Below are 23,203 nucleotides of genomic sequence, written 5' to 3'. Positions count from 1 at the left end.
GGGTTAAATCCATGGCCATGATCCATGAAAAGCTCTATAAATCACGCAACTTTTCTGAAATTAACTTCGCAGACTACATTCGGAGTCTGGTTTCTGATCTCTTCTACTCCTATGGTGTGGACTCCAACCGGATCCGGACTATCATTGTACTGGACGAAGTGATGATGGGACTGGAAACAGCTATTCCCTGTGGATTGATTGTCAGTGAACTGGTTACCAACACCCTGAAGTATGCATTCCCCCATCAGGAGGAAGGAGAATTCAGGATAGAACTCCATGCTTATGAAGACGGTTTTTACGAGTTAATAATCAGTGATAATGGAGTGGGAATACCAGAAAACTTTGATCTGGATGAAACCGAAACCCTGGGCCTGCAACTGGTAAAAAGTCTGGTAAATCAGTTAGAAGGAACAGTGGAGTTAATCCGGGAGGGTGGAACCATGTTCAAGATCAAGTTTAAAGAGTTAGAGTATAAAGAAAGGATTTAGGGAAAATAAATAATAAATACAAGTTTTAAATTAATGGAATTACTTTCTGAAGTTAGAAACATCCTGCAGAATCTCGTTAACCCCGAACAGTTTCAATTGCAGAACTTACTCCACAATTGCATAACTTAATCCAGAACATCCCAGGCACTGTTTTTTATTCCCAGATCATTTAACTGGTCTTCAACTGATTCTTCACTACTGTAAGGTAATATCTGTCCAGTCATATGGGGATGGGATTGTTTCAATGATTTTAAGTTCTGTTCTGCCACTTCCTGCCAGAGTTTCAACCAGCCTTTCCCTGTTTTTTTTAGTTTCTGTTCCTTAATCCCCAGATGTTCCCTCCACAGGGAATCTCGCAGTTTTACAATCTCGTCACTGGCATATCTATCTACTCCTGGTAAAATGACGTTCATTTCCATGTTACGATGGAATTCCAGGTCAAAAAAACCTTCCAGTTCATTCACATGGGTGAGGGAGGAACCATCCAGGTTGGCTGTACCCACCGTGGCCCAGATATCATCTACCACTGCCACCTTGGTGTGCACGTACACTGGTTGTATGGTAAAATTCTGTTTCTCCCATTTGGTGGACCACAGGGTGAAAAAGCCGATCTGGGGATGGTCCAGAATATCTTGAAATGTTTTTATCCCCACCCTCTCCAGGCACTGGTTCTGCCACCCTTTGTATCCTGGGTTGTCCGGGTTCTCGTTCATGACCACTATGACCTCTAAGTCATGGTTACGGTCCATCACACTTTTCAAAGCTTTAATTATGCTCTTGTTGGTTAAAAACTGGTTTTCAAGGTATATGAATTGTTTAGCCTGGGCTAATGCCCGGCGGTAACCTTCAAAGATTCCCAGTTCACCCTCTTCATTCAATGTTTCGGGGGTAACTGATCGGACCATCTGCACCGGTGTTTTACCGACAGTATTGGAAACTGGATTCCTGATGGGGGGTTCTATTTTTCCCTGTCCCTGGTATTCTTCCCGGGCAATGTAATTCCACATCTGGCAGAAAAATTCTTCCACATGGTAAACTGCCCCTCCCCTCAATTTTATGGACACGTCATGAACTGGTCGAACACCCGGGGGCTGGCGTCGCGGGTCTTTGATTATATGCTGTGGTGAATCCCAGTAATCCTTTTTAAAGGGGGATCCAATCACGTAAGCCTCTTCACCATCAACCACCATGGTCTTGGCGTGCATCACATGTAGACCATGGGACTTAAATTCACGGATCTCCACAGAACTATCCTGGAAGAATTCTTCCATCTGGGAATAACTATCCGGCACTGCCAGATTTTCATTTAGAATTATTTTAACATTTACTCCCCTTTCTGCTGCTTCCTGAAGTGTGTGGGTTAAAACAGCTTGAGGGCGGAAATTATCTACTTCACTGGTGAAGGTGGCGATAAAATCTGTCTCAAATTCAAACTGGGTAAGGTAAATGTAGGACTGGGCCTTCTCCACGGATTCAACTACTCTTTCCAGTTCTAGCTGGTTATCAACCAGGACTTCCACCTGATTATCAGTGGTGAACCGGGATTTCCGGGAGCCGCCCAGGGTAACGTACCATCCTTCGGCCCATTTACGGGGGATGATGATATCTTCCATGGTCTTCATGGTTTCAGATACTGCGATGTGCTTTTCTGTTTTTTCCAGTTCCGATATCCCCAGAACATCTTTAACCACCAACTGTACAGTGGGTTTATCATCCAAAATATTCTGATAACTATCTGGGGAGTATAATAACCTATAATGGCCCTGACTATCAGTTTCAGACTCAGCTAACACCTGTTGGTCTTTAAGTGAAACCGGGGAGATTTTATCCAGTGCCTTCACCACCCGGCTACCTTTTAGGGATGATTCAATTTTTCCCGCACCTTCCACCTGAACCACCAAACCCTTCAGAGGATGGCCGTTTTCATCCAGAACATTACCTTCCACTCCCCTATTTGATATTTTAATCCCCTCCTAAAGTATATCTTATTTTTAAGAATATGAACAATTAACTTTCTTTATACTATTAAGTCAGTTCTACTGGTTAAATTATGGTACTCAAATCTTCTAATCCTTAAAATTTTTAGTCTTTTTCTCTTTACAGTCCATTTAGGGGTTTTATTTAGGTTTAGATAAAGGGGTATATTTAAATAGGCTAACATCCCAATTCTCTACTAGAATAATTTAAATTCTATTCTCCTTAGATGATTTTAGAATGGTATAAAAGGTCCTAAAAAGGGCTTTAAATATAGTCGAGAACTGGTGAATCAATGAAAATCGGAATGTCACATGGGGCTGGCGGAGAAATAATGCAGGGCCTCATTTCAGATATAATTCTGGGAAACATAAAAAACAAGAGTGTCAATGGTGGAGTAGGCCTGGAAGCCCTGGATGATGGAGCTACCATTCCCCTGGGTGAATATGAAATCGTGATAAGCACCGACAGCCATACCATCGATCCATTATTCTTCCCAGGAGGAGATATTGGCCGGATATCCATGGCCGGTACAGTTAATGACGTGGCCATGATGGGTGCCCGTCCCCTGGCCATAGCCAATGCCATGGTAATCAGTGAAGGATTTAACGTGGACGACCTGGAACGTATTGTCCAGTCCATGGATGAAGTATGCCAGGAAACAGGTGTGGCTATTGTAACCGGGGATACCAAGGTAATGGAGAATGACAAACTGGATAAGCTGATCATTTCCACCACAGGGATTGGTATTGCACCTAAAAATGCCATCACTCCTGACTCTGGACTAAAAGTAGGGGATAAAGTGATCCTCACCGGAAGTGTGGGAGACCATGGAATATCCCTTATGAGCTACCGGGAAGGATTCGGCTTTGAAACTGACCTTAAATCTGATGTAGCCCCAGTATGGGGTATGGTGGAGGCTGCCCTGGATATTGGGGGAGTGCACGCCATGAAGGACCCTACCAGGGGTGGAATGGCTAACGCTCTCAATGAAATGGCTGAAAAATCGGGTGTGGGTATGTTCTTGGATGAAGAAAAGATACCAGTTAAACGGGAGGTTATTGCCGCCTCAGAAATGCTGGGAATTGACCCCTACGAAGTGGCCAACGAGGGAAAGGTCATAATGGGGGTGGCCCCGGAGAAGGCCGATGAAATCCTGGAAGCTATCCGCAAAAACAAGTACGGTAAAGATGCCCAGATAATTGGTGAGGTAACCAGGGACAAACACGTGATTCTGGAAACCATGATGGGTGGTAAACGGATACTGGAAGCACCCATAGCTGATCCAGTTCCCCGGGTTTGTTAACCACTTTCCACCTTTTTTACTAAAACCATAGAGCCAAATAGTACTCTAACCCTGGTTAATCTGAACTTAAGAAGACTAAACACTTAAATCCGGCTACTATAAATGTATAAACATCCAGATGTAAACACAGGTGATTTATAATGGAGGAATTTTGGGGTGGAAGACTGGCTGCTTTGATAGTTGATGTGATTTTCATCACGCTACTTATGTGGGTTCTGACTGCTACTATCTACCCGTTAATCGCATGGACCAATCTATACTCAGTTTTCAATTATTGGCTTATATTATGGGGATTGCTGACCGTCCTGTACTTCATGGTAATGGAAGGGAAGTGGTCCACAACCCTGGGTAAAGGTCTGTTCAAGCTAAAAGTCCAGTACAGGGAGGGGGAAATGGATTATAAAAAGGCACTCCTGAGGAATATCTCTAAATTCCTGTGGATCCCCCTGGTGGTTGACCTGGCCGTAGGATCTTCCCGGAGTAAAGATGGAAAAGAGAGATATTTGGATCGACTCGCCGGGACCCGGGTAATTAAAGTAGAATAAAGAGGCAACTATTTTTTTTAATTTTTAAATTCTATTTCATTTAATCTTAAAAGAAGAAAATCTGGAAAAAGAATTCTCATCTTCTTTTTCCAATTATTATTATCTCTTTCCAATTATTCCACAATTTTAACCAGCTGAACCTCTTCTGGCTGGGATATGGCTCTACCGATTATTATAGTTGCTACCACTGCTATTATGGTAATTAAAACTGCATAGATGAGTAACCCCATCAAATCGCTTCCTTTTGGAAGAAATTGTGCTATCAGTGCCTTTATTGCTTCGTTCCATGCCAGTGCTGCGATTAATCCAAACGCGGTGGTGAGTAGTGTGGCTATGGTCTGAAGTACCTGTCCTTTAACTTCCTGTGCCTGTCCTTTCATAAATTTTCCCTCCTTACAAGAAATAATTGTTTATTATTTTTGTAGGATAATTTATATAAATTTGAGTATAAGAATGGCAGTTCAGGGATAGTATAGGGTTGAATTTTCCTGAAGAAGGATTATAAAGGTGGATGATTTCAATATTATCTTAAAATGACAATCCAACCTTATCCTTTTTAAATCTCTATTTTTTTTAAATCTAAGAATTAAAATATTAGAATAAGATAAATATGTTAGAAGAGTATTTATGATTTTGATTTATGTTTACCCTAACTTAAATGGAAAAATCTAGGGAATAAGTCCAAAACTGGCACGGAAAGATATTATGAAACCAACATTCATGGGCGCATCTACCAAACAGGGATATGAGATTGCTGCTAAAAGTAGAGAGATTGTACGGTCTCTCATTGATGAAAAAACCAAGGATCTGACGTCTGAGGAACGATCTATAGTGGAGAGGATAGTTCACTCTACAGCGGACCCTGAATATGCGGATATAACCCGGATGAGTTCGGATTTTGTTCAGCAGAGTCTGGAAGCAGTTTCCCAGGGCAAGGATATTCTGACGGATATCAGTATGGTGAAGGCCGGTATAAACAAATATCCGGGAAACATCTACTGTTACATCAGTGATGAACGAGCGATCAGGCTTGCCCGAGAACAGGAAATCACCCGGGCGGCAGCAGCCATGGAATTGGCAGCAGTCGAAGGTTTTGAGGGAGTGGTGGTTATTGGAAACGCACCCACTGCACTGTGGAAGGTAATGGAACTGGTTGAGGCAGGTTCAATGAATGTTAAGTCTGTTATTGGTGTTCCAGTTGGATTTGTGGGTGCGGCAGAATCCAAAAAAGCCCTGGCAGAGACTCTAATCCCCCATCTGGTCACTGAAGGTCCTAAAGGTGGCACTCCAGTAGCTGTGGCTGCGATTAACTCTTTAATTAATATTTCAAGAAATGAAAGGTGAGGATTTTAGATTAGGGCGTAATAATGAGTATATTAAAGCTTAATAATGAAGTTAATTTAATGGAGAGGATAAAAATGAAATCTGAAGATCTATTTAAGGATGCTAAGAATTATCTTCCCGGAGGGGTTGACTCCCCGGTAAGGGCCATTAAACCCTATCCTTTCTTTGCCCTTAAGGGAGAAGGACCCCGCCTGTTCGACGTGGATGGAAATAGTTACCTGGACTACTGCCTGGCCTACGGGCCACTGGTACTAGGCCACTCTTATCCACCAGTGATGGAAGCCGTTGGCCAGCAACTTCTCCGGGGCTCGGCTTATGGTGTTCCCACAGAAGCAGAAGTGAACCTGGCCCGGGAAGTGGTAAAACGGGTACCCTGTGCGGAAATGGTCCGTTTTGTAAATTCGGGAACAGAAGCCACCATGAGTGCCATACGCCTGGCCAGGGCAGTCACCGGGAAAAAGAAAATAATTAAATTTGAAGGTGCCTACCACGGCGCTCATGACTACGTACTGGTTAAATCCGGATCCGGAGCCGTAGGATTGCCTGACTCTCCAGGAGTCCCGGAAGAAACAACCAGAAACACAGTACTGGTACCATTCAACGATGAAGAAGCCATTACCAACCTGGTGGAACAGGAAAAGGATGAAATTGCTGCCATCATCCTGGAACCAGTAATGGGTAACGTGGGTTGCATACCCCCACAGAAAGGTTTTCTGGAATTTTTACGGAAAATAACCAGTGAAAATGATATAATACTAATCTTTGATGAGGTTATCACTGGATTTAGGATAGCCTCGGGAGGTGCCCAGGAATACTTTGGTGTAACCCCAGATCTGGTAACCATGGGAAAAATTCTGGGAGGTGGATTCCCCATGGGTGCCTTTGCAGGTAAAAGAGAATTAATGGAACGCATTGCCCCACAGGGAGATGTTTATCAGGCAGGAACCTTCAACGGAAACCCCATATCAATCACGGCAGGTATGGAAACACTTAAAAATCTGGACAAAGACTACTACCGTGAATCAGAATCTAAGGGACTTCAAATGCGACGGGGCCTGGGAGATATCCTGGAAGATGCTGCCCTGGAGTATCAGGTAGCGGGACTATCCTCCATGTTCCAGATATACTTCACTCCCACCAAGGTGTGGGACTATGCCCAGGCTAAGACCGCGGATGTGGAGAAATTCAACACCTACTTCCGGACACTACTGGCCAATGAGGTATTCATTCCCCCATCACAGTTCGAATGCTGCTTCATATCTGCAGCACACACCCCAAATGATATCGAGTTAACACTGGAGGCTATGGAAAAGGGAATCAAAGCTGCGGAAAAATAAACCATAGTTTAAAAGGTTAGAAACTTTTTAAACTTTACTTTTTTTATAAATAGAATTTTTATTAATAGAATAAGGAAAATATTGTTTTAATAACTTAAAATATTTCTCCAGCCAGGGTAATTATCAGAACCGCTATCAGGAGGACAATTGCTGCACCCAGGAAACCTATGGGCCCCATTTTTCTGGAAATTCGGGGGGAATTTTTGTTACTCTCTTCAAGGGCTCTTTTCTGGTCAACCATCATCATCATGCGGTTTAGTTCAATAACATCGCTGGTGCCTTCATTTTTCTTATTTTCAGGACGGAATTCTTCCACATTATCCCATAAATTACCTTTATCCGTGATCAGAGTGTCAAGGGCCTCATCAGATACTGGTTCCTGGGGAGAAATACGGTCAACCACTCTTTTATTTTCAGATGTTGAAGTTTCAGTTTTTACTTTGTTAAGGGGGTTTTGAGTGGTATATCCCCCCTGAGATTTAGGGGATTTATTAAAAACATGTTGTCTAGTGGATTTTAAATTATCTTCCACAGGGGTCCGGGGTTCATGGTAGTTAAGGGAACCACCACATTCACATTTTTCAAAATCTTCAGGGCTTTCATTTTCTTGTAATTCGTAATAACCATTACACTGGTTACAAATTAGATATCCCTTATCTGAGAACTGAATTTGGTCTTCGGGGGTTTCAGGTTTTAAAACCATTAAAGCACCTTCATTTTAAGTATTCTAACATTTAGTTATGGAATTTGTAAAAAAATTTATCAAACCAATTTTAACTTTTTATTCCTCAATCCCAGTTTTTAATTTTCAACTCACATTTCATTCCTTTTTAAGTTTTCATTCGGGTTAAGTTAACCTATTAATTATTAACTTAACCATTATCAGTCACAAAGAATTTTATAATAATTGCTATATCTTTATTATTTATAATAATTTCTAATTAGATAGGATGGGGAAAAATGGGAGTAAGGGGTGGATCTTCAATATTATTGTACCATTCCGGAAAATAAACAGAATTACTCTTTTTTTGTCATGGACCATTATCCCCTCAATCAGGTCCTGAGGATACGGGGAAGATCCAGCTATTCATATTTAAATAGATCCACAGGAAAAATATTAACCATGAAAATCGCAGCAGGTGTGGGTGAAAACCAGGCTATAGTCCAGGCCTCCCGTCAGGTTGATTTTGAAGTAGTCTTAACTGAATCTGAAGAGGAACTCCTGGACATGCTATTAAACGGGGAGGTTGCGGCTGCAATCAGAGGGTCATTGAGTGCCTCTCATTTCATGGCCCGGCTGCGGGAACTGTATCCTGAAGTTTACCGGGCATCACTTCTGGATATCCAGGGACACCTGTTTCTTCTGGCTCCAGTGGGGATTGATGAAGGCGACACCCTAAAACAAAAGAGGAAAATCATTGAGTACGGTGACAAATTCCTTCGCCAGATGGGTTTAAATCCTAAAATAGCTATTTTGTCCGGGGGAAGGCCCCAGGATATAGGTAGAAGCTCCCGGATTGACAAGACCATACAGGAAGCAGAAGAGTTAACCCGGATCACAAGGGATAAATATGCGGTTAAACATTACTTTATATTGATAGAAGATGCCATTGCTGATGGAGCCAACATGATACTGGCACCAGATGGTATCTGTGGGAATCTGATTTTCCGTAGCCTTGTTTTGCTGGGTTCGATTCAAAGCCAGGGGGCAGTAACCCTGGGTATTGATGAAATCTTCATTGATACTTCCCGATCCCAAAATGAAGAGGGATACTTGCGAGCTTTGAAACTGGCGGAAAAACTGGCCAAACAACATTAGTATATAAAAATCCATGGTTCTAAATCACCATAAAAAGTACTAATTAACCTAAGACTTTTCCAAAACAGTCTAAAAACCATTGCCCTGTCTGGATATTATAGGACTGCCGGCACACTAGCGGAAATAATCCCCACATTACATGATTATACCAAATCACTATCTAAAATTCACTCCCCAATCTGGGGAATTACCAATCTACAATATTACTAAAATCTACAAATTACTGAATAAATCTTACAAATTCTAGTAAAATAGTTAAGGGAATATAAAATGTCAGCATTAGCACCACTTTACAGGTTGTATGAATGGTATATCTCCCGAAATCTCCGTCCGGAGAATATGCCAAAACATGTAGCAATTATCATGGATGGAAACCGCCGTTTTTCTAAAATCCAGGGTAATATTAATACTATTGAAGGACACAAGAGAGGAGTAAGTACCTTAGAACGGGTACTGGACTGGTGTGTTGATCTGGGTATTGAAATTGTAACGGCTTATGCCTTCTCCACCGAAAACTTCAACCGGTCTCCCGAAGAGGTGCATGGGTTAATGCAGCTCTTTAAAGAGAATTTCCAGGGAATAGCCAGCAACCCCAAGATACATAATAACCAGGTCCGGGTTAAAGCCGTGGGTAAATTGGAACTCTTACCGGATGATGTCCGGGAAGCCATCCGCATTGCCGAAGAATCCACAGCCCACTACAACAAAAGGCAGGTAAATATAGCCATTGGTTACGATGGACGTGCCGAAATCATTGATGCCATAAAAAAGATAGTTAACGAAGTTGAAGAGGGAAAATTAAAACAGGAAGATATTAATGAAGAACTGGTGAATAAAAACCTCTACACAGCTGGTCTGGAAGATCCCAACCTGATCATACGAACCAGTGGTGAAGAAAGACTCAGCGGATTTTTATTATGGCAATCTTCCTATTCTGAACTATATTTCTGCGATAGTTTATGGCCAGAACTCAGGAAAGTCGACTTTTTAAGGGCAGTAAGATCTTACCAACAGAGAGACCGGCGTTACGGAACCTGAATACAGATTACGTGTATTAGATCACCTTCTAATCCAAAAATAATGACACAAGTGTAGAGACCGGAGAACGGTGCTAGTAACCACTAAAATTTATCAATCACACTAACCGGTGGAGGAAAATGATCGACAGCCACTGCCATGTTGATTTTAAAGCTTACAATAAAAACCGCCAGGAAGTTATCAGCAGGGCCCAGGAGAAACTCACGGCCATTGTAAATTCTGGAGCCTCTCTGGGAGGAAACCGCCGAACCCTGCAACTGGCTACAGAATATGAAAAATTCATATATCCTACCCTGGGGTTTCACCCGGATAATGCTGCCCGTGCTGACTTTTCAGCAGTTAAACAGGCTTTGGCAGAAATTGAATCCCACATAGATCAGGCTATAGCCCTGGGAGAAACCGGACTGGACTTCAATGACCTGGATAACTCAGAAGATAAGGATAAACAGGTAAAACTCTTTGAGACCTTTCTGGAAATGGCAGTAGAATACCAGTTACCCCTGGTTATCCACGCCCGGGATGCCGAGGAAAAATCCCTGGAAATGGTCAAAAAATATCCTTCCCTCCCCCAGGTAATATTCCACTGTTACGGTGGGGATCTGCAAACTGCCCAGAAAATAGTGGAGGAGGGATACTTCATCTCCATTTCCACCATAGTGTGCTTCTCTGAACATCACCAGGAACTGGCGGCTAAACTACCTTTATCTCATCTAATCACCGAAACAGACAGCCCCTATCTCTCACCATTCAAAGGACAGAGAAACGAACCAGCCTTTGTCGAGGAAACCGTGAAAACCATAGCCCAGGTTAAATCCATTCCTGTAGAAAAAGTAGCCAGGGTAACCGAAAACAATGCCCGGGATATATTTGGACTGTAAATGAATTGGACTGTAAAATGAATATTTTTTTTGATAAACTGATTTTTAAATGGGAATTAGGCTGATTTTACAATTAGTTTTTTACAAATTTGTGAAATAATCTAAATTAATCTAATTAATCTTATTTTAATTGGGTTAATAGGGGTAATGATTTTTAAAAAAAAGTTGAAGTTATCCCTGAATCAGTTTTTACAAAAAGTTGAATATATTTTTGATTAAATAAAATTAACAGATTATTTTTCGAATTCTTCACCCCTCTCTTCCAGGACATCTTTGGCAGCCATTAAACCATTAATTGCTGCAGGAAAACCGGCATAAACTGCCATTTGGATTATAACTTCAACTATCTCCTGAGGGGTGCAGCCCACATTCAAAGCACCGTGCACATGGGTTTTAAGCTCTGCGGTGGCACTTCCCAGAGTGGTGAGAGAAGCCACAGTCACCAGTTCCCGGGTCTTAAGATCCAGGCCTGGCCGGGAATAAATATCACCGTAGGGAAATTCTGCAATGTAACGGGCCATATCTGGAGCTATGCCATTTAAAACTTCTTCTAGGTTCTGGTAAGATTCGGGATTCATCTTCTTCAGATTTTCTAAGCCTTTCTGGTATCGGTCTTTACTCATGATTACACTTGCCTTGGTTATTGTTTCCATTTGGTTTTAAGGTTCACTCTATTTAAAGTATACATTTAATATCTACTCTATCCCATAATTAGTTTAGATTATGGTGATTCCATAGATTCTAATGAATATTTAATGGCCCCATGCTTTAGGATGGTGATTTAATGAAAAAGTTATTGATAAGTTTTTTAGTGCTGCTGCTGGGTGTTTTAATATTTCAACCAGTTATGGCTGCAGAACAATCCAGTTTAAGTGACATAAAGGACAGTGCAGATCAGGCACTACAGAATGCCAGTCAAACTACCAATGAAACTGCTCAGGAAGTTGAACAAACCCTGAATCCCATTCAGGATATTGTTAATACCATTAGCTCCGTAGTACAGCAGATACAACAGATCTTCCAGGACATATCCTACATAATGAGTGGAGGAAACCAGTAAGTTTCCCTTTTAAATGGAAAGACCCTTAAGTTTCTTAATATTTTTTTTATAAAAAATAATTTAAACTAACTGGGTTTTTAAATAACTTGGAGGGCTTTTTATTAAACCAAAAGTGATCTTAAATGCAGCCATGACCCTGGATGGGAAAATAGCCACCCAAAAAGGAAGTTCTGAGATATCAGGCCAGGAAGATCTTTTAAGGGTGCACAGGCTCCGCAAAGAAATGGATGGCATAATGGTGGGTATAAACACCGTCCTGGCTGATGACCCCCGCCTCACGGTTCATAAAATTTCATCTAACCCTGAAGACAATCCACTGCGGGTGGTGGTGGATAGTAAAGCACGCACACCTCCAGAATACAGGATCCTTAACCCGGAAGCCCCCACTCTCATTGCAGTTTCACAGGAAGCATCACCGGATAAAATAAAGGCTCTTGAGGAAGATGGTAAGGCAGAAGTGATTATCTGTGGGGATAAACAGGTTGATCTAAACTGTTTAATGGATGAACTGGGAAATAAAGGGATTAAAACGTTAATGCTTGAGGGCGGTTCCACTTTGAATTATTCTATGCTCGGTGCCGGCCTGGTAAATGAGATAAGGGTGTGCATAGCCCCCATGATCGCCGGGGGAGCCAAGGCCAAGACTTTGGTAGATGGGAAGGGAGTGGATTACATGAAAGATGCCTTCCGTTTAAACCTCAAAAAGAGTTATAGCCTTGGAAAAGACCTCATAATTGAATATGAAGTCTTATAATTCTATTTTTATAAATATATTTTTTAAAAGTAGTAAATTTTTTTAAAACTAGTAAACCCTGAAAAAAGAGATTTTAAAGGAAATAGGGGGGGACAGAAGTTAGCTTAAAAATGAAATTACATCATAATACCTGCGTATATCTCTAAGGGAGTAGCTCTCCTAAAGAATACCCTTTCCCTCTAATATACTAACTGGATTATCCCTTAAAACTATTTTAAGTTCATCTGCAGGTAAACCTGCACCCAGTGCTATTTTTTCAGCCATCTGATAGTTTATAAGGTCTTCCGGTGCATGGGTGTCAGTGTCCACCACCAGATTGGCTCCCACTTCCCGGGCCACCTGCACCACATGACCATTACCCAGACTGTGACCTCTCCGGGCGCTGATCTCCAGGGCAATATCCTTTTCCTTGGCAATACGTGCTTCTTCATGAGTTATAAGTCCAGGGTGTGCTAAAATGTCAACATCTGGGCAGTTAACCGCACTCCAGTTGGTGCCCTCAATAACTGGTTCCACCAGTGTCTCACCGTGCACCACCACGATCTCTGCTCCCAATTCCCGTGCCTTGCGGGCCAGTTTGGGAATTATCTCTGCAGGGGCGTGGGTTATCTCCGCCCCAGGAACGATCTCTATGTCCCAGTTATCCCGGATATCTAAAACCGCGTTAATCACACGACCAACACAGTCCAGGTTGCTGGCATCCACGTGATCAGTTATGGCCACTGCCTGATGGCCTAAAACACAGGCTCGGCGTGCTATCTCTGATGGTAAAAGTTCTCCATCACTGAATATGCTGTGGGTGTGCAGGTCTATTCGTTTTCCCATACCTTATTCTCCTTCTGTGATTTGTTACCTCAATAATTCGGGTTATACTTATCTATGGAAGGGATTTTCCTCCTTGGTTATCCAATTAACCATGGACTTAACTACCTTTACTATTTATTTAACTGTGAATATAATAAATGTGGTGATAAATTGCAATCTTTAGTTTTCGCCCCTTCTCATATAACTGGTTTTTTTGAAATCATTGACCATCCCAACCCTATGATCCGGGGTTCCCGGGGAGCAGGAGTAGTCCTGGACCAGGGAGTCCTAACCAGGGTGGAGGTATGTGAGGGAAACGGCGAGATCATTATAAAAACCAATGGAAACATCAACGATTACCACTCTCGGGAAGATTCAGTAACCTATAAAACACTGGATCTTTTGAAAAAACAGTTCACAGAAATTGAGTGGAGTAACCTCCACATAACTATTAATCATGAGCTCAACGTACCTCTAGAAGCAGGATTCGGCGCTTCTGCTGGTTTTGCCCTGGGCACAGCCCTGGGACTTTCACAAATTCTCAAGCTTCCATTAACCTTTAACCAGGCTGCGGCCGTGGCCCATAAGGCCGAAGTTCTTCTATCAACTGGTCTGGGGGATGTTATGGGATCAATGGTGGGAGGGTTCCCCTTAAGGATAGAACCCGGTGCCCCGGGATTTGGAAAAGCAGATAAACTACTTCCCCCCGAAAATCCCCGGAAAGATACTGACGAAGGGGGACTTTTCATTATATTTAAGAGTTTAGGGACTATAGAAACTTCGTCGGTACTCACTGACCCGGTTAAAACAAATAAACTCAATAGTGTGGCCCGAGACATGCTCCAGAGACTAATGCTTAAACCCCAGGTCACCCACTTTATGGATCTTTCTCTGGAATTTGCCCAGAAAACAGGGTTCATTGACCCCGAGATAATGGAGATGGTTGACGTGCTTAAAGATGAAACCATGGGTGCTTCCATGGCTATGCTGGGTAGAACCGTCTTTGCCCTATCCTCAACTCCAGATAACAGTCTGGAAGGGTCATGTGTGGCCCGGATCGATCACTGTGGTTGTCGGATAATTTAAGTCAAAAATAAGAATTATTAATTGGTGATTCCCGAGGAAATGGAAGGTTTAGTGTAACACCACGTTCTTCAATTTTTTTACCATCAATTAACCTTGGTAAAATTAGTTAGTTTTGGGGGGCCAACATTCAATTAACTTTGGGTCAAAACATCTTCAATTATGTAGTTGATGTCCTTTTCATCCAGTCTGTGGGTTAAGGTCCGGGTCATCTTTCCCACAACAAATACCATGACATTTAAGCCCCGGCTGGCAGCGGCAACTGCTGCCTGCGGAGTGGCAAATTCAAAATCAGGTTTTATGCCCAGTTTATTTGCCAGTGACCGGGAAACAGTACCCATAACTCCCACCTTTTGCACACGGGCCTCGTATTTTTCCAGAATTTTCTGCACGTTATCCAGATCGCAGGCACGGGTACCGCCCTGGTTAATGGTAGGAAGTTTCATAATAACTACAAATCCAGGTTCAAGTTCTATGGTCCCACTTAAACTGACGAGGGCCACATCTTCCCCTTTTAGAGCATCATGGAGCACTTCCGCACGGGCTGATGTTTCTTCTTTAACTGCATACAGGGTTCCATCTTCCATTTTAAGCCACACAGATTCTCCTTTGTTCATATCTTCCTGGGCAATGGCAGGCCACACTGACTTGTAGGTATTCATGGTGTCTATAACCTGATCAGCATATTTACGGAGGTTACTGGCTTCAGTTTTCACCTTTTCAATGCCACGTTTGGTGATCTTGTAACGTGACTGACCACTGCCAGTTTCTACCCATCCTTCATCTACCAGTGTCTTCAAATTCTCGGAAACAGCCTGCACTGTAATGCCCAGCTTGTCGGCAATATCCTTCTGGCGCAGGTGGGGTTGTCCCCGGGCAATCTCCGCCAGAATCTGAAACTTGGTAAGTTCCCCCTTTTTCTTGAAAACCTTCATCTCATCACCGTGTGCTCTTATGATTCACTTTTTATTGATCCCTTTATTAATCGTTATGATTTTTGGTGGTAGTTGGATTATTTTTAATGATCTTCATAACTGGTAGATAGTTACCCGAATGAGAGGTAAGGCTACAGAACACCGTTCAGTTGTTCGTTGAAGAGTTCCAAAAATTTATCCTGTTTATCCCCGGGGATGTAGGCACCGCACGCTACAGAGTGGCCACCACCACTTCCCCCTACCTTGGCAGCCACCTGGCTGATCATATGGCCGAAATGGATTCCATCAAATGCCAAGAGACGGGAACAACGTAAAGAAACCTTTAATCCCTCGTTTTCATTGTTTATCCGGGTAAAACCAATCATGGGCTTTCTCCAGTCACCGTAACTCAGGACCATACCAGCTATGGTTCCCACCACCTCACTTTTTATTCCGTTACCCTGGAAGTACTGCAAGTTTGTCATGTTCTGGATCCGGTCTTCCCCCTGGATCCAGTTCATTTTTTCGGCCAGGTAACGGCGGTGCTCCTTCCCCTGGGCTTCCATCTCATCCAGGGCCATACCCCGGTCTCCCTTAAGAACCTTCAAGGCCACTTCTGGATTTTGGTGTCGGCTGCAGGCGTTGATGGCCGTTGAAAATTCACTGGCATCACGCAGGGGGGAATACTTTTCCTCCCCCAAGAACTCGTAGGCATCGCCAGCCACCAGGCGGGGAATGTAACGGACATAGCGAGGGGGTACCTCACGGCTTAACATCCGTACCAGCTCGGCGAAGATCCTTCCCTTTTCTTCTTGGCTTAGATCGTAAAGTGTGCGCTGTTTTTTACCATTGTTAACAGGTATGTCCAGATTCTTTAAGAACTGGATGGATTCGTTGCGGTTGTTGGTGATGGGTAGTTTAACATCGCCAAAATAGGATAAAGCCACGAACAGTGGTCGGGTTTGGCGTCCGTAAATGGCCAGATCATTAACTGACTCCACCAGGTTCAACTTCGCCCCGTCATCCAGTATTTCTTTATTAAGCCCCACTAACTTCCCGGATAAATTGTTCTGCATATCCCCGATGGCACTTAAAACACCTATCCAGCTTAGATCATAAAAACCGAATGTTCTGGCCAGGAGGTAGCACATACCTCCCCCTGAAACCTGATGGGAACCATCCAGACCATAGTGGTTGGGGTTCACCTCCAGAAACCCACTTCCCACTGGTGATATCTTTCGCAGTGGAGGGTGATGGTCCAGAATTAGAACCTTGGATTGGGATGTAACGAAATGGTCTAAATCTTGTCCTGAACCCAGGTCTGAGAATATGGTGAGTTCATTTTTCTTTTCCAGTTCGGGAATCCGGTCCAGGCTTATGAACTCTATTTCATGATCTATCTCCAGACGGTCCAGGGTTGAAGACAGTATTGCCCCGGCAGATATTCCGTCACAGTCTATATGGCTGTATATTTTAATATCTTCTGCCTTTTCGACCAGTTCATTAGCTTTCGCCAGTGATTTATCCAGATCTTTCCTGTTAACCGCCATTTAATATTCCTTCCTTAGGTAAGGTGCTTTTTTAAAGTGATTACTTATTCAATTTATTTAAATAATTCTTTATTTAATTCATTTTCATGAAATTACCTGTTTTTAATTCTCTTTTCATGAAATGGATTAATATTATAATTTTAAATTTCTTTAAAGAAATAGATTCTGGTTAATCAGATCCTGTTTATTGAATTTTATTTATCTTTTGATCTGGAGCCATTAATGAGATTACTTAGTTTAAGGAGGAGTTCCCGTTTGCCCATTTTCCGATCCACTATTACTCGGCCGGATCCTTCCCACCAGGAGGTAGGGTAAGCTTTATGTTTTTCAGTGGATGGGTTCAATCCCAGTTTTTTAGCGGCCTGAGAAATTTCCCGCAGTTTTGGTGCTTTAACTGAACCTTCTCGGGGTATCTTCCTTCCTTCAGATTTAGTTTTAGTGGAATCCAGATAAACAGGCCAGATGATTATTCTAGTTTCATCTTTCATGATCATTAACCCTCTACTCTTGTTTATAAAGTCGAATTGTAATATTAAGAATCTTGTATTTTAGAAATATAATCTTTTAAGTATCGTCAGATAATTCTTCATCTAACCGTAGTAACATGTCCTTCACCGTGTACTTGGCCGGGGAAATGGATGGTATTCCCAGTTCTTTCAGCGGTTTCTGGGTGATAGGCCCTATAGCTGCCACCAGGATCGGCCCATTCATAAGAGACTTTATTAATTCTTCTTTCCTATCCCCGGATAGTTCGAAGAGGTTGGTGACAGTCAGGGGACTAGTGAAGGTTACAGCATCTATTTTTCCCTGGATTATTTCTTCCACCAGTAACTCCACCTGGCTGGTATCATGGGGTTTGGTGGATCGGTAGGCTTCGGCCAGGTAGACAGTGGCTCCCATTTCTTTCAAACCCTCCGGTAGAACATCCCGGGCCTGGAATGTGCGGGGAACACCCACTTTCTTCCCCTTAAGATTTACCCTCTCAAATTCCTCCAGAAGACCTTCGGCAGTGTAATCGTTAGGAACTATGTCGGCAGTGATACCGTAATCCTTTAAAACCCTCCCGGTGCGGGGGCCGATGACTGCTACCTGACAGCGGGGGTTGAGATTTTCCTTAAAATCAGGACAGAATTTAAAGAGGGATTCCAGTGAAGCAGGGGAGGTGAATATTATCCAGTCCAGTTCACCTGACTTCTGGCAGAGGGCCATCAAAGAATGACTGGCCACAGCTTCCAGCTCCAGGGTGGGGACCACCAGAGGTATACCTCCCAGATCATTAACCAACTCCACGGCAGCCTGGGACCTTTCCGGTGGTCGGGTTATGGCGATTAATTTACCTTCCAATCCACTCATGATCTTTCCTCATCTTTTTTTACTCTGAAGGGACTGGTAAACATCCACCACCGGCCCAATTATCACCAGGGCCGGAGGCTTTATATCCTTCTGAGCTATGTTCTCCAGGGTACCTAGCACCATCCGTTCATCAGGGGTGGTTCCCTTTTCTATGACACAGACCGGTGTTTGGGGGTCCTTGTGTTCCATGATCTTCTGGATATTCTCCTCCAGGTGACCCACACCCATGAGGATCACCAGGGTGTCGGCATTGTAGTTCCATTGGACCTGTTTTTCATTTTTAGTGGGGTCTTCATGTCCAGTTACCACTGTGAATGATGTTGCCACCCCTCGGTGGGTTACCGGCAATCCGCTAGAGGTGGGAACCCCAATGGCGGAGGTCACGCCGGGTATTACTTCAACAGGTATTCCTTCTTCCAGCAGGGCCAGCATCTCCTCCCCGCCCCGGCCAAAGACAAAGGGGTCACCACCCTTTAATCGAACTACGTTATCATATTTTTTGCCCTGTTCAATGAGTATCTGGTTTATTTCGTCCTGTTTTTTGGAATGGGCTCCGGCTCTTTTGCCCACGTAGATCCGGGCTGCACCACTGGCGTACTTGAGTATTTCCTCATTGGCCAGACGATCGTAAACCACCACATCTGCTTTTTGCAGGGTTTTAATAGCTTTAAGAGTTATTAGATCCGGGTCTCCGGGTCCTGCACCTACTAAATAGACTACCATTGATTCACCATGTGAAATTTTTTTAAACTCAACATCTTAGAAATCAAGAATTCCTTTAAAGAACTTCAAACCATCATCGGATCCCAGAATAGATTCAGAAGCCCTTTCCGGGTGGGGCATAACGGCGCAAACCCGTCCTTCCAGGTCACATACTCCAGTGATGGCATCCAGGGAACCATTGGGATTGTCCCCGGCAAATCCCAGAACGATCTGGTCCTGGTCACGAAGTTCATCAATGTATTCTGTGTAGTAACGGCCCTCGGCATGGGCAATGGGCATTTTTATAACTTCATTCTTCTGGTAAAGATGGGTGAATGGTGTTCTGTTGGTTCTGACCTTCAAATCAGCCCATTCACAGATGAACTGGGCCTTTTCATTGAGGGTGAACACTCCCGGCACCAGTCCCACCTCCGCCAGGATCTGGGCACCGTTACATATTCCCAGAACTGGTTTTTCCTCTTTAACTATATCTTTGATCCCGTCGATCACTGGTGTGATGGCAGCGATAGCCCCGGCACGAAGGTAGTCTCCGTAGGAGAATCCGCCAGGGATGACGATGGCCTCGAATTGTGATAGGTCCCTCTGGTTCCACCAGACATAATCGGGTTGGGCTCCCGCCAGCTGGAGGGCATGGAACACATCCCGGTCACAGTTAGAGCCGGGGAAGCGTATGATCCCCACTTTCATCTCAATCACCTGCAGCTTCCATCTGGATCTGGTAGTCGTGGATCACCGGGTTGCAGAGCAGTCTTTCACACATCTGGACCACTTCTTCACGGGCCACATCAGGATTTGCTGCTTCCAGGGTGAATTTAACTATTTCCACAGTGGCGGTATCCTCCACCTCATAATCTAAAAGGGCCAGGGCCCTCTGGATGGTGGATGCTTCAGGATTAAGCATTCCTTTTTTGAGACTTATTTCAACTTGTACTTGGTATTTCATGGCATCACCAGGGATTAGTTTTAAATAATTTCTTAAAAGTGTTCAAATTCTTTATAATCTTCACATTTTCATTTATAATCTTCAGATTAATTTTTAGATTAAAGAGTAGTTCCATTTTAGAAATCTAATTTCCATTTCTTCTTATCTTCATCATCCAGGATTATGTTGGCCACTTTCTGGTAGGCCTCGATGACTCCAGATTCACCCTTGCGGAAGAGATCCTTGTCCAGGACGTCACAGGTTTCCCTGTCCCAGAAACGACAGGTATCCGGACTGATCTCATCACCCAGGACAATATTCCCGTCTACATCACGCCCGTATTCTATTTTAAAGTCAGGGAAGATGAGCCCCCGGTCTTCCAGGAAGGTTTTAAGGGTACGGTTGATCTTCAGGGTGATCTGGCGAATTTCCTCCAGATCATCTGCTGTGGCCAGTCCCAGGGCCAGGATGATATCATCGTTGAGCATGGGATCGTGATATTCATCATTTTTGTAGTCCATCTGGATGATGGGTGGATGGAAGGTCTGACCGTCCTGGAAGGGGAACCTCCGGAGGAGACTTCCTGCGGCTAGATTTCGTGTGATAACTTCCAGGGGTATCATATCCAGTTTGTGGCAGAGCATGTAACCCGGTTCGGGCAGGTCGATGTACTGGGTTTTCACCCCCACCTCCTCCAGGAGCTGGAAGAATTTAGCGGAGATAATGGAGTTATAGTAGCCCTTCAAGCCCATAACTTCCTTCTTTTCCCCATCTCCTGCGGTAATATCATCTCTGAATTTCACCAGAACCTGGTTAGGGTTACTGGTCTGGTACACATCCTTGGCTTTGCCCCGGTATAGAAGATTTCCCTTATCAATATTCATGTTAAACTCCGTCTTTTTATTTGGTGTCAAATGTTTATATAGATATTAAACTACATTAAGATAAAACTACATTAGAAATATTATAACTAAGGATTATAATAGATTGGCATTGTTACCATTTACCTAAACTTACCTTCTCAGGTGAAATTAATATGTGCGGAATTGTGGGATGTATACTTAAAAATGACAAAGCAGCACCAGTGCTTCTGGATTGTGTGCAGCGCCTGGAATATCGGGGTTATGACTCGGTGGGCCTGGCTACCTATTCATCATCAGGAATCAACATCAAAAAAGACAGGGGAAAAATCAACGAAGTTTCCCAGAAACTGCACCTGGATGAGCTTCCGGGAGAAATAGGTATAGGGCATGTTCGCTGGGCCACTCACGGACTTCCCACCCAGGAAAATGCCCACCCTCACACTGATTGTGAGGGGAAAATCGCCGTGGTTCACAATGGAATCATAGAAAACTACAAGGAACTCAAGGACCAGCTGGTCAGTGAAGGACACCACTTCGTTTCTCAAACTGATACGGAGGTAATTGCCCACCTCATTGAAAAATATCATAAAGATGGCCTGGACCTGGAGGAGGCCATAAACAAGGCTATCACCAAGCTCCACGGGTCCTATGCCTTTGCAGTTATCAGTACTGATGAACCTAACCGTATCCTAGGGGTACGGAAGGAAAGTCCATTAATACTGGGACTGGGAGATGGTGAGTATTTCCTGGCTTCCGATGCCCCGGCCATACTGCAGCACACCCGGAGGATCATCTACCTGGCAGACCATGAGACCTTCATCATGGATGAAGAGGGCATCACGGTCAAGGATCGTGATGGCCTGGTACTGGATAAACCGGTTGAAACCATCCGCTGGACTCCGGAAATGGCTCAGAAGGGAGGTTATCCTCATTTCATGCTTAAAGAAATCCATGAACAACCAGAGGCCGTTCGAAATACTCTCTTTGAAGTTTCAGATATCAAAAAGATAGTCAGCCAATTCCCAGAATTCAAAAGAGTCACCTTCGTTGCCTGTGGAACAAGTTACCATGCTTCACTGGTGGGCAAATACCTGTTTGAAGGACTTTTAGGACTACCCACCGATGTAATGCTGGCTTCAGAGTTTGAATTCTCTGAAAAGGCCATTGACCCTCATGCCCTGGTTATATTCATCAGCCAGTCTGGCGAAACAGCAGACACATTAAAAGCCCTTAGAATAGCCAATAAAAAGGCTAAAACCCTGGCAATAGTCAATGTACTGGGCAGCACAGCCACCAGGGAAGCTGATTATGTCATATTCACCAGAGCCGGGCCAGAAATCGGTGTGGCTGCTACCAAGACCTACATCAGCCAGTTGACCTGTATATACCTCCTGGCAGCTTGCATGTGCCAGGATGAGGAGCTTTTGGAAGAACTTCAAAAGATCCCGGATTGCATGAAAGCAGTCCTATCCCTGGAGGATGGGATCAAAGAAATGGCTGGAAAATACAAGGACGCCCAGGATTTCTTCTTCATTGGCCGTGGATTCTCTTATCCCACCGCCCTGGAGGGAGCACTGAAGCTCAAGGAAATAACCTACATCCATGGTGAAGGATACGCAGCCGGAGAACTCAAACACGGACCCTTAGCTTTAATAGATGATGATGTGCCGGTGGTGGCAGTTGTACCTCCGGGTAAAAGTCACGATCGAACGTTGAGTAATGTGCAAGAGGTTAAAGCCCGGGGAGCACGGGTTATAGGTTTGGGATCAGAGGATGATCAGGTCTTAAGTTCGGAAGCTAGTGACATGGTAGAATTCCCCCACCAGATTCCGGAGCTACTTTCACCACTCCTTTACGTGGTTCCCTTACAGTTACTGGCCTACCATATAAGTGTTCAGAGGGGTATTGACCCGGATAAACCTAAAAACCTGGCCAAGTGCGTAACTGTGGAATAAAGTCAAATAGGTGACTGTGGGATAAAATAATACTCCCACCACCTCCATATCCATTTTTATACATTTCCCGGTGGAATAAAAATTCATAAATAAAAGGGAGAGTTACCCTTAAGATCATTTACACGGGTTAGGGCAGTAATGCCATGATATTTAAAGGTGGTTGAAGATACATTTAATTGAGGATACTTCTTAAATCAACAGGTAAATTACATGTCCCCTAAAAAATCAGGAACTCTGTTTATTGTTTTAATGATTGCACTGGTTGCCTATGGAACTGCTTCCGCTGCCAATGCCCTGAATATAGGTACCGATATTGGAGTGGGGTTAATTCCATCAAATTTCAATTTAAACGGTGATCAGAAGATCAGTGAAATTGGTGACTCTAACTTCACCCCGGTGTACATTGTAAAGCATGTGCAGCTTAACACTACCAACGCCACCAACGCCACCAATAATACCACTTCCAACACCACACCAACCAATACCACAACTA

At 43.6% G+C, this 23,203-nt stretch carries 26 protein-coding genes (1 of these 26 running past the window's edge); 13 read left to right on the top strand and 13 right to left on the bottom strand.

Annotated features, from left to right (window positions below):
* Window positions 1-488, top strand: a 488-nt coding sequence (locus QC759_RS05680) for a sensor histidine kinase (RefSeq protein WP_279845296.1), incomplete at its 5' end; no start/stop codon positions are given.
* A gap of 125 nt (window positions 489-613) precedes the next feature.
* Here QC759_RS05680 and QC759_RS05675 read toward each other — a convergent pair.
* Window positions 614-2,434, bottom strand: coding sequence for a phospholipase D-like domain-containing protein (locus tag QC759_RS05675; protein WP_048073650.1), 1,821 nt, complete (start codon window positions 2,432-2,434; stop codon window positions 614-616).
* Window positions 2,435-2,757: 323 nt separating this feature from the next.
* Here QC759_RS05675 and hypE point away from each other — a divergent pair, with 323 nt between their 5' ends.
* Together hypE and QC759_RS05665 are read left to right on the top strand one after the other, a co-directional pair.
* Window positions 2,758-3,768: a hydrogenase expression/formation protein HypE gene (hypE, locus tag QC759_RS05670; RefSeq protein ID WP_048073649.1), complete on the top strand. Its 1,011-nt coding sequence runs from the start codon at window positions 2,758-2,760 to the stop codon at window positions 3,766-3,768.
* 140 nt (window positions 3,769-3,908) lie between these two features.
* Window positions 3,909-4,313, top strand: a complete 405-nt coding sequence (locus QC759_RS05665; protein ID WP_048073648.1) for an RDD family protein — start codon at window positions 3,909-3,911, stop codon at window positions 4,311-4,313.
* Between the two features lie 113 nt (window positions 4,314-4,426).
* On the opposite strand, the gene QC759_RS05660 is transcribed toward QC759_RS05665, so the two are convergent.
* Entirely contained in the window at window positions 4,427-4,693 is a 267-nt protein-coding gene (locus QC759_RS05660; protein WP_048073647.1) for a DUF5654 family protein, read from the bottom strand.
* A 325-nt stretch (window positions 4,694-5,018) separates the two neighbouring features.
* Here QC759_RS05660 and QC759_RS05655 point away from each other — a divergent pair, with 325 nt between their 5' ends.
* Together QC759_RS05655 and hemL are read left to right on the top strand one after the other, a co-directional pair.
* A complete protein-coding gene (locus tag QC759_RS05655; protein ID WP_048073646.1) occupies window positions 5,019-5,657 on the top strand; it encodes a cobalt-precorrin-8 methylmutase in 639 nt (212 codons plus the stop codon).
* 74 nt (window positions 5,658-5,731) lie between these two features.
* A complete protein-coding gene (hemL, locus tag QC759_RS05650) occupies window positions 5,732-6,994 on the top strand; it encodes a glutamate-1-semialdehyde 2,1-aminomutase (protein WP_048073645.1) in 1,263 nt (420 codons plus the stop codon).
* Window positions 6,995-7,088: 94 nt separating this feature from the next.
* Here hemL and QC759_RS05645 read toward each other — a convergent pair whose 3' ends face one another.
* Entirely contained in the window at window positions 7,089-7,697 is a 609-nt protein-coding gene (locus QC759_RS05645) for a hypothetical protein (protein WP_048073644.1), read from the bottom strand.
* A gap of 270 nt (window positions 7,698-7,967) precedes the next feature.
* Here QC759_RS05645 and mtxX point away from each other — a divergent pair, with 270 nt between their 5' ends.
* The 3 genes from mtxX (at window position 7,968) to QC759_RS05630 (ending at window position 10,729) form a co-directional block, all read left to right on the top strand.
* Window positions 7,968-8,813: a methanogenesis marker protein Mmp4/MtxX gene (gene mtxX / locus QC759_RS05640; RefSeq protein ID WP_424971267.1), complete on the top strand. Its 846-nt coding sequence runs from the start codon at window positions 7,968-7,970 to the stop codon at window positions 8,811-8,813.
* Window positions 8,814-9,083: 270 nt separating this feature from the next.
* A complete protein-coding gene (gene uppS, locus QC759_RS05635; protein ID WP_048073643.1) occupies window positions 9,084-9,851 on the top strand; it encodes a polyprenyl diphosphate synthase in 768 nt (255 codons plus the stop codon).
* A gap of 119 nt (window positions 9,852-9,970) precedes the next feature.
* Window positions 9,971-10,729 carry a TatD family hydrolase gene (locus QC759_RS05630; RefSeq protein ID WP_048073642.1) on the top strand — a complete coding sequence of 253 codons (759 nt, stop codon included), beginning with the start codon at window positions 9,971-9,973 and terminating at the stop codon, window positions 10,727-10,729.
* A gap of 233 nt (window positions 10,730-10,962) precedes the next feature.
* On the opposite strand, the gene QC759_RS05625 is transcribed toward QC759_RS05630, so the two are convergent.
* Window positions 10,963-11,352: a carboxymuconolactone decarboxylase family protein gene (locus QC759_RS05625; protein ID WP_048073999.1), complete on the bottom strand. Its 390-nt coding sequence runs from the start codon at window positions 11,350-11,352 to the stop codon at window positions 10,963-10,965.
* A 161-nt stretch (window positions 11,353-11,513) separates the two neighbouring features.
* Between QC759_RS05625 and QC759_RS05620 the strand changes: the two genes are divergently transcribed.
* The gene (locus QC759_RS05620) at window positions 11,514-11,789 is read left to right on the top strand and encodes a hypothetical protein (protein WP_048073641.1); all 276 of its coding nucleotides are present in this window, start codon (window positions 11,514-11,516) and stop codon (window positions 11,787-11,789) included.
* A gap of 100 nt (window positions 11,790-11,889) precedes the next feature.
* A complete protein-coding gene (locus QC759_RS05615) occupies window positions 11,890-12,543 on the top strand; it encodes a 2,5-diamino-6-(ribosylamino)-4(3H)-pyrimidinone 5'-phosphate reductase (RefSeq protein WP_048073640.1) in 654 nt (217 codons plus the stop codon).
* A 159-nt stretch (window positions 12,544-12,702) separates the two neighbouring features.
* On the opposite strand, the gene QC759_RS05610 is transcribed toward QC759_RS05615, so the two are convergent.
* On the bottom strand, window positions 12,703-13,368 hold the full coding sequence (locus tag QC759_RS05610) for a histidinol phosphate phosphatase domain-containing protein (RefSeq protein WP_048073639.1): 666 nt from the start codon (window positions 13,366-13,368) through the stop codon (window positions 12,703-12,705).
* A 150-nt stretch (window positions 13,369-13,518) separates the two neighbouring features.
* Here QC759_RS05610 and QC759_RS05605 point away from each other — a divergent pair, with 150 nt between their 5' ends.
* Window positions 13,519-14,433 carry a pantoate kinase gene (locus QC759_RS05605; protein WP_048073998.1) on the top strand — a complete coding sequence of 305 codons (915 nt, stop codon included), beginning with the start codon at window positions 13,519-13,521 and terminating at the stop codon, window positions 14,431-14,433.
* A 131-nt stretch (window positions 14,434-14,564) separates the two neighbouring features.
* On the opposite strand, the gene QC759_RS05600 is transcribed toward QC759_RS05605, so the two are convergent.
* The 8 genes from QC759_RS05600 to purC all read right to left on the bottom strand — a co-directional run bounded on the left by QC759_RS05600 (window position 14,565) and on the right by purC (window position 20,776).
* A complete protein-coding gene (locus QC759_RS05600; RefSeq protein ID WP_048073638.1) occupies window positions 14,565-15,365 on the bottom strand; it encodes a DUF7839 domain-containing protein in 801 nt (266 codons plus the stop codon).
* A gap of 131 nt (window positions 15,366-15,496) precedes the next feature.
* Entirely contained in the window at window positions 15,497-16,894 is a 1,398-nt protein-coding gene (recJ, locus tag QC759_RS05595) for a single-stranded-DNA-specific exonuclease RecJ (protein WP_048073637.1), read from the bottom strand.
* Between the two features lie 194 nt (window positions 16,895-17,088).
* Window positions 17,089-17,388, bottom strand: a complete 300-nt coding sequence (locus QC759_RS05590) for a signal recognition particle protein Srp19 (RefSeq protein ID WP_394325876.1) — start codon at window positions 17,386-17,388, stop codon at window positions 17,089-17,091.
* Between the two features lie 70 nt (window positions 17,389-17,458).
* Window positions 17,459-18,247 carry a uroporphyrinogen-III synthase gene (locus tag QC759_RS05585; protein ID WP_048073636.1) on the bottom strand — a complete coding sequence of 263 codons (789 nt, stop codon included), beginning with the start codon at window positions 18,245-18,247 and terminating at the stop codon, window positions 17,459-17,461.
* A 9-nt stretch (window positions 18,248-18,256) separates the two neighbouring features.
* Window positions 18,257-18,970: a uroporphyrinogen-III C-methyltransferase gene (gene cobA / locus QC759_RS05580; RefSeq protein WP_048073635.1), complete on the bottom strand. Its 714-nt coding sequence runs from the start codon at window positions 18,968-18,970 to the stop codon at window positions 18,257-18,259.
* A 36-nt stretch (window positions 18,971-19,006) separates the two neighbouring features.
* Entirely contained in the window at window positions 19,007-19,657 is a 651-nt protein-coding gene (gene purQ, locus QC759_RS05575) for a phosphoribosylformylglycinamidine synthase subunit PurQ (RefSeq protein ID WP_048073634.1), read from the bottom strand.
* Between the two features lies 1 nt (window position 19,658).
* A complete protein-coding gene (gene purS / locus QC759_RS05570) occupies window positions 19,659-19,913 on the bottom strand; it encodes a phosphoribosylformylglycinamidine synthase subunit PurS (protein WP_048073633.1) in 255 nt (84 codons plus the stop codon).
* Window positions 19,914-20,029: 116 nt separating this feature from the next.
* A complete protein-coding gene (gene purC / locus QC759_RS05565) occupies window positions 20,030-20,776 on the bottom strand; it encodes a phosphoribosylaminoimidazolesuccinocarboxamide synthase (RefSeq protein WP_048073632.1) in 747 nt (248 codons plus the stop codon).
* A gap of 152 nt (window positions 20,777-20,928) precedes the next feature.
* Here purC and glmS point away from each other — a divergent pair, with 152 nt between their 5' ends.
* Together glmS and QC759_RS05555 are read left to right on the top strand one after the other, a co-directional pair.
* On the top strand, window positions 20,929-22,710 hold the full coding sequence (gene glmS, locus QC759_RS05560) for a glutamine--fructose-6-phosphate transaminase (isomerizing) (protein WP_048073631.1): 1,782 nt from the start codon (window positions 20,929-20,931) through the stop codon (window positions 22,708-22,710).
* A 210-nt stretch (window positions 22,711-22,920) separates the two neighbouring features.
* Window positions 22,921-23,203 carry the 5' portion of a hypothetical protein gene (locus QC759_RS05555; RefSeq protein WP_048073630.1) on the top strand. It continues 8 nt past the right edge of the window, so the window shows 283 of its 291 coding nt (coding positions 1-283); it begins with the start codon at window positions 22,921-22,923; its stop codon lies off the right edge, out of view.

The organism is Methanobacterium formicicum, assembly GCF_029848115.1.
GTDB lineage: Archaea > Methanobacteriota > Methanobacteria > Methanobacteriales > Methanobacteriaceae > Methanobacterium > Methanobacterium formicicum.
The sequence above is the reverse complement of the archived record's forward strand: the minus strand, read 5'-3'. Positions and strand labels throughout refer to the sequence as shown.

What these genes read in the sequence shown, in the direction of transcription:
- QC759_RS05610 (WP_048073639.1), bottom strand. Translation starts at nt 13,368, where the DNA reads ATGGGAAAACGAATAGACCTGCACACCCACAGCATATTCAGTGATGGA.
- hypE (WP_048073649.1), top strand. Translation starts at nt 2,758, where the DNA reads ATGAAAATCGGAATGTCACATGGGGCTGGCGGAGAAATAATGCAGGGC.
- QC759_RS05585 (WP_048073636.1), bottom strand. Translation starts at nt 18,247, where the DNA reads ATGAGTGGATTGGAAGGTAAATTAATCGCCATAACCCGACCACCGGAA.
- QC759_RS05645 (WP_048073644.1), bottom strand. Translation starts at nt 7,697, where the DNA reads ATGGTTTTAAAACCTGAAACCCCCGAAGACCAAATTCAGTTCTCAGAT.
- hemL (WP_048073645.1), top strand. Translation starts at nt 5,732, where the DNA reads ATGAAATCTGAAGATCTATTTAAGGATGCTAAGAATTATCTTCCCGGA.
- QC759_RS05665 (WP_048073648.1), top strand. Translation starts at nt 3,909, where the DNA reads ATGGAGGAATTTTGGGGTGGAAGACTGGCTGCTTTGATAGTTGATGTG.
- QC759_RS05600 (WP_048073638.1), bottom strand. Translation starts at nt 15,365, where the DNA reads ATGAAGGTTTTCAAGAAAAAGGGGGAACTTACCAAGTTTCAGATTCTG.
- purS (WP_048073633.1), bottom strand. Translation starts at nt 19,913, where the DNA reads ATGAAATACCAAGTACAAGTTGAAATAAGTCTCAAAAAAGGAATGCTT.
- recJ (WP_048073637.1), bottom strand. Translation starts at nt 16,894, where the DNA reads ATGGCGGTTAACAGGAAAGATCTGGATAAATCACTGGCGAAAGCTAAT.
- glmS (WP_048073631.1), top strand. Translation starts at nt 20,929, where the DNA reads ATGTGCGGAATTGTGGGATGTATACTTAAAAATGACAAAGCAGCACCA.
- QC759_RS05630 (WP_048073642.1), top strand. Translation starts at nt 9,971, where the DNA reads ATGATCGACAGCCACTGCCATGTTGATTTTAAAGCTTACAATAAAAAC.
- QC759_RS05590 (WP_394325876.1), bottom strand. Translation starts at nt 17,388, where the DNA reads ATGATCATGAAAGATGAAACTAGAATAATCATCTGGCCTGTTTATCTG.
- purQ (WP_048073634.1), bottom strand. Translation starts at nt 19,657, where the DNA reads ATGAAAGTGGGGATCATACGCTTCCCCGGCTCTAACTGTGACCGGGAT.
- QC759_RS05620 (WP_048073641.1), top strand. Translation starts at nt 11,514, where the DNA reads ATGAAAAAGTTATTGATAAGTTTTTTAGTGCTGCTGCTGGGTGTTTTA.
- QC759_RS05625 (WP_048073999.1), bottom strand. Translation starts at nt 11,352, where the DNA reads ATGAGTAAAGACCGATACCAGAAAGGCTTAGAAAATCTGAAGAAGATG.
- QC759_RS05655 (WP_048073646.1), top strand. Translation starts at nt 5,019, where the DNA reads ATGAAACCAACATTCATGGGCGCATCTACCAAACAGGGATATGAGATT.
- purC (WP_048073632.1), bottom strand. Translation starts at nt 20,776, where the DNA reads ATGAATATTGATAAGGGAAATCTTCTATACCGGGGCAAAGCCAAGGAT.
- cobA (WP_048073635.1), bottom strand. Translation starts at nt 18,970, where the DNA reads ATGGTAGTCTATTTAGTAGGTGCAGGACCCGGAGACCCGGATCTAATA.
- uppS (WP_048073643.1), top strand. Translation starts at nt 9,084, where the DNA reads ATGTCAGCATTAGCACCACTTTACAGGTTGTATGAATGGTATATCTCC.
- QC759_RS05660 (WP_048073647.1), bottom strand. Translation starts at nt 4,693, where the DNA reads ATGAAAGGACAGGCACAGGAAGTTAAAGGACAGGTACTTCAGACCATA.